Raw genomic sequence first — 6,131 nt, 5'->3', positions numbered from 1 at the left:
TAGCTTGACTCATAACGAGCCGTACTCGAGTATGTCTACACACGGGAGCAACGAATTATGAAGAGGACATTCCAGCCCAACAATCGCCGTCGTCACATGAAGCACGGATTCCGCGCTCGCATGCGTACCCGCTCTGGTCGCGCCCTGATCAACCGCCGCCGGGCCAAGGGCCGTCGGACCCTCTCTGCCTGAGTCGGATCCCGATCCTTTTTCAGAAGGTGGAACGGCTGAGGAGCCACCGGGAGTTCACGGCGGTGCTCAGGCGACGCCATCGAGTCAGCAGCAGGGATCTGGTCATACATTATTTGATACCTGGGCTTGACCGGACGGCGACCCCGCTGCCAACGGCACCGGCTGTGCACGAAGGGCGGCATGACATCCTGCCTGCAGGCAGACGCCGCATGGGGCTCGCTGTATCCAAAAATGTGGGCAAGGCCGTGACCAGGAACAAGGTCAAGCGCAGATTCAGGCAACTCGCGGGATTCAAGGAGGACCTGCTGCCATCCTCCTGTGATCTGGTCATGCGCGCCAAACCCAGCGCTGCTACAGCCACCTACAAGCAGCTGGAGGAGCAAGTGGACAGGCTCTTCCGTGACCTCATGCGTAAGTCCGGAAAGACTGCCGGCGGTCTTGATGTACAGGGACAGTCAGGTCCGCAGTTCGCTGGATCCAAGCGTCAACCGGTCCAACAGCTGAAAACCAGTGAAGGATGCCGAGCATGAGCGGCCTGGCCTCCCGGGCTCTGCAGAGCGCAGTCCGCTGGTATCAGCGCCACATCTCACCCTTGTCGCCGCCGAGGTGCCGTTACTACCCGACTTGTTCCCAGTACGCTTTGACCGCCTTGAAGCGGTTCGGGGCCTTGCGCGGAACCATCCTGGCCATTCTGCGGTTATTGCGTTGCACGCCCTTCAACAACGGCGGAATCGATGACGTGCCCCAAAGGTTTTCCATCTTCTATCGGTTCTCGTGGTCCAAGGCTCATGAGGAGGCCCGGCTGACCCCCATGGCCCCAGACAAGGAGACGGCCTGACAATGTTACACAACAACGACACCTTCACCTTCGATACGGGTATATACGGTTTCTTCTACAAGATCCTGTACCCGATCGAGTGGCTCATGACCTACATCATGACCTATTGCCACAAGTTCCTGACCCTGATCGGGTTTCATAAGGGTCCCGGTGTGGCCTGGGCGCTCTCGGTAGTGATGCTGGTGCTGATCGTCAACCTGTGCGTGCTGCCGCTCTTCATCAAGCAGCTGCGATCCATGCAAAAGATGCAGGCTCTGCAGCCCAAGCTGATGAAGATCCAGAACAAATACCGCAACAAGAAGGATCCGGCCAGCCGAGAGGCCATGAGCCGGGAGACCATGAAGGTCTATCAGGACAACCATGCCAACCCCATGGGGTCCTGTCTGCCAGCACTGGTGCAGGGCCCGGTCTTCATGACCATGTTCTACGTGCTTTCGGCTGTGCCCTTCATCGCCCGGGGCAAGCGGGCACCCCTGGGAGCCTTCAATCGACAGGTGGCGCGGGAATTCGAAGAGACTACCTTTTTCGGGCTGCGGATTTCGGACAACTTCATGTCCGCCCAGGGTGCGGGCCGTATAGTCATTGTGGTCTTCATCGTGCTCATGTGCTTGGCCATGTTCTACTCGCAGTTCCATAATGTTCGACGGAACATGCCGAGGTCGGCCATGCAGGGAAAGCAGTACAAGATGCAGCAGATGATGGCCTTCATCTTCCCGGTCATGTACATCTTCTCGGGCATCTACTTCCCATTCGCAGTGCTAATTTACTGGCTGACCAACAACCTTTGGAATCTGGGCCGAACCCTCTTCCAGGTCCGCCATATGCCCACTCCTGGCTCGCCGGCCGCAGAGAGCAAGGAAGAGCGTGACCATCGCCGTGAGAATGCCCGCCGCAAGCGCCAGGGGCTGCCCTCTTTGGAGGAGGAGCAGTTGATGGAGGCCAAGAGGTTGGAAGAGGAAGCCCGCAACAACAAGAACATCTCCCACCAGCGTTCCCAACCCCATCGCAAACGTCGCGGCCGTTGATGCGGCTACTGGCGGTGGAGGCCGGCGTGGTAACCCGGCTTTCGGTCGGGCGAATACTGGAGTAATCTGCAATCATCACGTCCGTGTATCCTCAATACTGGACACTCGATTGGTGACCAGGAATCCAGTGGACCTGAGGTTATGAATCGGATGTAAACGCGTGTAAGGAGAGCATAGATGTCTCAGTCTCTGGACCAGGGAAAGACCATCGAGCAACTCAATGAGGAGGCGGATGTCGCCGCCGACTATCTGGAGGGGTTGCTGGACATCGTCGATTACGAGGGCGATATCGAGATGGGGGTGCGCAACCACCGTCCGACCGTACAGATTGTGGCTGACGACGATACGGACATTAAGCATCTGATCGGCAAGGATGGTGAGGTGGTCGATGCTCTTCAGCAGCTGACACGCTTGGCCGTGCAGCAGAAGATAGGGGAGCGCTCCCATCTGATTGTGGATGTGGATGGTTTCCTGCGGCGCAAGCGCGAACATCTTCGCGAGCAAGCCCTGGATGTGATTGATGAGGTTCGTGAGACTGGCGACCCTGTCAATATGAAGCCTATGAACTCTTTCGAGCGCAAGATTGTTCATGACATGGTCCGCGAGGAGGGGCTGAAGTCACGCTCCCACGGTGAGGAGCCCCACCGGTACGTCACTGTCTATCTGAAGGCCAAGAGCGAAGACGAAGACCTGCCTGACGATGTTGAGGACGAGCCAGTCGGGTACGACGACTCGCTGGACGTGGATGAAACCGATCAGGTCGTCGATTCGGCTGACTACGAGGCTGATGATGATCCTGCGGATGCTGATAGGGAGTGACTGTTAAGCCTCACAGGGCTATGCGTTGATGAAGTATTCATGACGTCGGCCTTTTTGGATTGGTCCACTGTTTGGTGCGGTCATACTGTCGAGGTTTGTTGTGCTATCTGCCAGCGCTGTGCCCTTTGGCAGGTGTGTAGTATTGTCTGGCTCATGATTGTGCTTAGTCTGTTGTGCTTAGTCTGCCATGTTGCTTAATCCGGATTGCTCTTTTGCGTTTGAAAACCATATGGTGGTAATCATATGGTGGTAATGGTCTTAGAAATGCAGCTGTTTTCGATTCTGGCAGCGTGAATAATCCTGCTGGATACGACGAGACTATATGACGCTGTTATGGTCTGTGGCTTTGGCCGACTGGGCGTGGAAGGTGAATGTGAGGAGTTGAAATGGCTGTTGTGGATGATGAGCTGAACGATAGTCCCCTCTTGATGCAGGTGCTCGGCGATGCTCTGGTACCCATGCAGCGCTTTCATGACAAGCTCTTGCGCGAGGGTGTGGAGAGGGGCATCATTGGCCCTCGCGATGAAGACATTATTTGGGAACGGCACATACTCAATTCAGCGGCTATTGTGCCTTTCGTGCGAGAGCGATTGAGCACTGACGGCCAGACGGCAACGGTGGCGGATATAGGTTCCGGTGGGGGCTTCCCAGGCATTGTACTGGCTGCCTGCCTTCCGCAGTGCAGTGTTGTTCTTGTCGAGCCAATGGAGCGGCGTGTGACCTGGTTGCAGGAAGTGGTTGATGAGTTGCACCTGGCTAATGCTGTTGTGATTCGCAAGCGTGCAGAGGATCTGGTTCCGCAATCCTCTAAGGCTTCGATTCGGCACAACAAAAAAAGTTCACAAAGCCGCCATCATGGTCGTCGTCGAATAGAGAAACAGTCTGTTTCGGCATACGGCCGTGTTGGCTCTTTAGCCTCGACCGAAGCCATGAATGCTGACAGCCAACAAGATGTAAATGACCATGACTCTTCGGAGGTTACGGGTGGTGCAGGTCTAGCAGACATCCAATCCAATCTTTTAATTCCACAGACTTTTGACGTTGTGACGTGCCGAGCTGTAGCCCCCATGACTAAGCTCGCCGGATGGACCCTGCCGCTTTTAAGATCGAGAGGTCAGCTTATTGCCCTTAAGGGTCGCTCGGCACAAGCTGAGCTGGATAAGGCTGCCAAAGAGATAAAAAAATGTCATGGAGAGAATCCACGGGTTTGTCTAGCTCCAGTCGCACCCGGCCTTGAGAATACCCACGTGGTTCTTGTGGACAAACACTAAAGTACGACACTGATATGACCTTATTTAATGACTTCGATGCCTGAGATGTTGCTCAATCTAAAGACAAGAATAGGCTAGGTAAGATAATCAATTATCAGTATTCAACACAGAGTCTTATCGAATACCTGATTAGAGATAATCGATTAAGCTCTATCGGATCTAAGTAGGCCTTTTCTAGACAGCGGCTTAGCGGATATTCATTCGTGGTGAATGGAGTATTAGATTAAGAGGAAAGCAAGCACGCTTGTGATTTTTATTGTCCGACTCGTGTATGCTTTCACCTCAAACATTCTTAGGTTTTTTGATACTCTAGTTTTAGACAACGCCTTAGACAACAGTCAGAACTGGCTATATACAATTAGATTATTTAAAATAAAGATATTATATATTTTGAATGTAATGCACATCAAAGTACTTATTCGGCTTTGTTGTGCAGGAGGTTTCATTGTATCCTGATCTTGCCGTCCAAGTAGTATTGGAATGATTGTATGGTGCCCTATATCTGAGTTGGATATACTGACATCTCTTTCTATTGTTGCATTAAGGGTCTCGGGAGATGTTCTACTTTCGTTGCTGGGGGATCTATGCGTTTACCTACGTCCCTTACTCGACAGTCGAAGTTATGTATCTCTTGCTGTACTCATTTATGTGTTTCTCTTACTCCCAGGCAGTTTATTGTGTCTATCCTTTGTCTCGATCTTCTCGGCTTTCTAAACCGTTCGGTTTCCTCCCTTTCCTTAGAAATATCGATAGGGGTATCCTGATTCTTGCAAATGTATGAAGATTACGTGAGTTATCGATTAAACGGCACAGATTATGTCTCTAAAATAATCCGGAATGGCGAGAATCCCCCTGATGTGGGAGTTGGGGGACAACCGAACCGAGCTACAAGAGAACTGTTCACCGGCTTCAGATGTGTCCACTAAAGAATGTTTCACGTGAAACATTGACAAAGGATCTTTTTTTAATCCAAAACAAGTAAACTAGGCTTCATTGGTTCCAGCTGTAACTCATCTAGATGACTTAGCACACTGTTATGAGTATGTTCTACAAGAACGTCCTTCAGTAACGATTACATTTAGGGCATCTAAGCATATAGCAATATTCGAGGGGTGCTTCCGGTGGATGATCGCTATGTAGAGATAGATCGTAATGTTTCACGTGAAACAATTAACGCAGATGAAATAATCAGGATTAGGTATATGAAAGCGCAGACGAGAGAATATCGAAATATTTTCTATGTCTTTTTTAGTAAATGTTGTTAAAGGTCTTGCTTCTTAGCTACGTCTCCTTCAATCATAATTTTGCGGAGTAAACTAGAGTCTCCATAGACATAATGAAGTCTTTTGTTTAACAGCACTAAAAGACTACTTAAAATTAGCATTTAGTTCTGTTTTCTTGATTCGGCAGCCGTTATTGGAGGTACATAGATAGATTCTGCAAATAAAAGACAAAACTAAGTTAGCCAACTGCGTTAGACGACAATTGCCGGGGTAATAATACTGCCCAGGCAGTATAGATGTTTCACGTGAAACCTCCCTCGTGCTGTACGTTTGTATAAGGCTTGTCATCCTAAGGATTTATTTTGGTATTACAGCGGTGTTTATAGCGGCTATCGTACAGATGGATAAGATCATTGAATATAACCATGAATAATGTTGCTTGGTTTGACGAGTTAATAGATTTATAGATTTGTTGCTAATAAGTTATGCACAATTCAAACCTGACCTTCGAATTATCCACATCGTTGTTTGAAGACGCTGGCCTGGGGTGGAAAGTGCCAGACTTATCAATAATTACAAGGCAAATCTAACAATCTTGGGTAAGGGTCAGCCGCTGTGGCTCCGTTGGATCTATCCACACTTATCCACAGTTATGAACAGTGACCGTGTATAACTCTCGGCTGTTCTGACATGTCCAACTAGGACGGGAAAATTGAATGGTTATCAAAAGGAGGAAGGTTCGTGACCGCATCGAAGAAGGTGA

At 50.4% G+C, this 6,131-nt stretch carries 5 protein-coding genes and 1 pseudogene; all 6 read left to right on the top strand.

Annotated elements, in window-relative coordinates; all coding sequences use genetic code 11:
* Positions 1–57 precede the first annotated feature (57 nt).
* The 6 genes and pseudogenes from rpmH to AC0AP0_RS07725 all read left to right on the top strand — a co-directional run bounded on the left by rpmH (position 58) and on the right by AC0AP0_RS07725 (position 4,145).
* Entirely contained in the window at positions 58–192 is a 135-nt protein-coding gene (gene rpmH / locus AC0AP0_RS07750; RefSeq protein WP_015022700.1) for a 50S ribosomal protein L34, read from the top strand.
* 26 nt (positions 193–218) lie between these two features.
* Positions 219–611, top strand: a pseudogene (rnpA, locus tag AC0AP0_RS07745) (ribonuclease P protein component); the annotation flags it as partial.
* Between the two features lie 107 nt (positions 612–718).
* Positions 719–1,030: a membrane protein insertion efficiency factor YidD gene (yidD, locus tag AC0AP0_RS07740; RefSeq protein ID WP_198207805.1), complete on the top strand. Its 312-nt coding sequence runs from the start codon at positions 719–721 to the stop codon at positions 1,028–1,030.
* A 2-nt stretch (positions 1,031–1,032) separates the two neighbouring features.
* On the top strand, positions 1,033–2,055 hold the full coding sequence (gene yidC / locus AC0AP0_RS07735; RefSeq protein WP_110426017.1) for a membrane protein insertase YidC: 1,023 nt from the start codon (positions 1,033–1,035) through the stop codon (positions 2,053–2,055).
* Between the two features lie 177 nt (positions 2,056–2,232).
* On the top strand, positions 2,233–2,874 hold the full coding sequence (locus AC0AP0_RS07730; protein ID WP_490430046.1) for a Jag family protein: 642 nt from the start codon (positions 2,233–2,235) through the stop codon (positions 2,872–2,874).
* Positions 2,875–3,260: 386 nt separating this feature from the next.
* Positions 3,261–4,145, top strand: a complete 885-nt coding sequence (locus AC0AP0_RS07725) for a 16S rRNA (guanine(527)-N(7))-methyltransferase RsmG (protein ID WP_490430045.1) — start codon at positions 3,261–3,263, stop codon at positions 4,143–4,145.
* Positions 4,146–6,131: the final 1,986 nt, after the last annotated feature.

The organism is Bifidobacterium sp. POST2/T3 (B1) (assembly GCF_058197115.1).
The sequence above is the reverse complement of the archived record's forward strand: the minus strand, read 5'-3'. Positions and strand labels throughout refer to the sequence as shown.